The sequence below is a fragment of the Micromonospora sp. KC721 genome (genome assembly GCF_004348355.1).
In the GTDB taxonomy this organism is placed as follows: Bacteria; Actinomycetota; Actinomycetes; order Mycobacteriales; family Micromonosporaceae; genus Micromonospora.
On record NZ_SMJY01000364.1, the window covers coordinates 1 to 2,158 of the forward strand.

General features: G+C 68.7%; 2 protein-coding genes. Both read right to left on the reverse strand.

The window, feature by feature from the left end; all coding sequences use genetic code 11:
* Positions 1 to 70: 70 nt before the first annotated feature.
* Positions 71 to 859: an IS21-like element helper ATPase IstB gene (gene istB / locus E1182_RS30325; protein WP_132271158.1), complete on the reverse strand. Its 789-nt coding sequence runs from the start codon at positions 857 to 859 to the stop codon at positions 71 to 73.
* Positions 859 to 2,088 (reverse strand): IS21 family transposase, encoded by a 1,230-nt coding sequence (gene istA, locus E1182_RS30330; protein WP_132271159.1) that lies wholly within the window; start codon positions 2,086 to 2,088, stop codon positions 859 to 861. Before istA ends, istB begins: the two co-directional genes overlap by 1 nt.
* Between the last annotated feature and the right edge of the window lie 70 nt (positions 2,089 to 2,158).

A 2,158-nucleotide genomic window follows, 5' to 3' on the forward strand; every position in this document is an offset into this window, starting at 1 on the left:
TGTCAACGCCGGCTGAACTTTGACCCCTCTGTTCCGGCCGAATGTTGACCCCCTCGCTGGTTGTTGATGTTCAGTCGTTGGTCTTGCTGGCTGCGGGAACGCGGCCGAGGTCGCGGTCTTTGAGCCGGTAGCTGTCGCCCTTCATCGAGATCACTTCGGCGTGGTGGACGAGGCGGTCGATCATGGCTGCGGCGACGACATCGTCGCCGAACACTTCGCCCCAGCGGCCGAAGGGCTTGTTGCTGGTGACGATCAGTGAGGCTCGTTCGTAGCGGTTGGACACGAGTTGGAAGAACAGGTTCGCGGCTTCGGCTTCGAAGGGGATGTAGCCGACCTCGTCGACGATCAGCAGCGGAATCCGGCCGAGCTTGACCAGTTCGTCTTGCAGGCGGCCGGCGTGGTGGGCGTCAGCCAGGCGGGACACCCACTGAGCGGCGGTGGCGAACGCGACCCGGTGTCCGGCCTGGCAGGCCCGGATCCCGAGGCCGATGGACAGGTGCGTCTTGCCGGTGCCGGGCGGGCCCAAGAAGACGACGTTCTCCTTCGACGCCACGAAATCCAACGTGCCGAGGTGGGCGATGGTCTCCCGCTTCAGAGAGCGCTGGTGGTCGAAGTCGAACTCTTCCAGGCTCTTGCGGGCGGGGAACCTCGCTGCCCGGATGCGTCCTTCACCGCCGTGGGCTTCGCGGGCGGCGACCTCGCGTTGCAGGCAGGCGGCGAGGAACTCCTCGTGCGTCCATGACTCCGCCCGGGCCCGCTCTGCCAGGCGTTCGACGGAGGCAGCGAGGGACGGCGCCTTGAGTGCGCGGGTGAGGAACGCGATCTCCGAGGCGACGTTGCGGCTGGTCTTGGCGGCCATCACGCAGCCACCTCAACGTCCAGGCCGAACAGGCGGTCGTAGTCGCTCAACGGCCGGCGTTCGACCTGGGCGTCAACGGCGGCCGTCGGGGTGCGTTGGGCAGCGACGCGCAGGTCTGCGGCGGCTTGCCGGTGGGCGGGATCGGTGATGCTCTGATGGCTTGCCCAGCACCGTTCGTGCCGGGCCACCGGCCGGCCGTCGCAGAGCACCGTCACGTGGTCGCAGTCGGCGGTGACCTCGACCCGCCGCCCGACCACCGACGGGTGCACCGAGTAGTCGTTGCCGTCCAAGCGGACGTAGTGATCGCGGGGCAGCCGGGTGATCTGCCGCCATCCGACCACCGGCGCAACCGGTGGCAGTGGCAGCATGGCGGCCCGATCGGCGTCCCACCGGTCCAGCGGGCGGCAGCCCAGCATCCGGTGTTGGCGGTTGTTCGCCCGCACCAGCCAGTCGGTGAGCTGGGCGTTGAAGTCCTGAGGCGAGCCGAACCGGCGCCCGGGCAGGAACGACGTCTCCAAATAGCCGTTGGCCCGCTCCACCAGGCCTTTGGCCTCCGGGTCCGCCGGCCGGCACTGGATCACCTTAATGCCGAGGGTGCCGCGGAAGGCGTTCATCGCCTCGGTCAGCTGAGGTCGCCCGGCCCGCCACTGCCCGACGGCGGACTCGTTGTCCCACACCAACGCCTTGGGCACCCGCCCCCACCCGGAGATCACCGTCCAGTGCCCGACCAGCAGATCCGGCGACTGCCGGGATGGGATCATCACCGCCGACAGCCACCGCGAATACCCCGACACCATCACCAGCACCGGCGGCCGGCCGACCTGCCCGAAGCCCAACGGCACGTCCGCCGGCGGGAACCACAGGTCGCACTGCGCCAGCTCTCCCGGCAGATACTCCGTCCGCTGGCTCGGGTCCGGGCGGCGGAACAACGGCCGCAGCTGCTGCACCCGATCGGCGAACACCGTCTTGCCGCGGGTCCAACCGACCCGCTCCATGATCACCGTCGTCGGCATGTCCGGGAACTCCGCCAACAACGCCCTAATCTGCGGCTCGACCGCGTCCACGATCGAACCCTTCGCCGCCCGCTGATAGCGAGGCGGCTCATGACTGGCCAAGGCCTTGCGCACCGTGTTCCGCGAGACCCCCAGCCGACGGCAGATGGCCTTGATCGCCATCTGCTCCGCCCGGTGCAACCGACGGATCTCCGCCCAGTCCTCCACGCTCAGCACCTCCCGATGCTTCCGGAGGGGGTCAAAATTCAGCCGGAACCACGGGGTCAGTTTTCAGGCGGAGCCGACA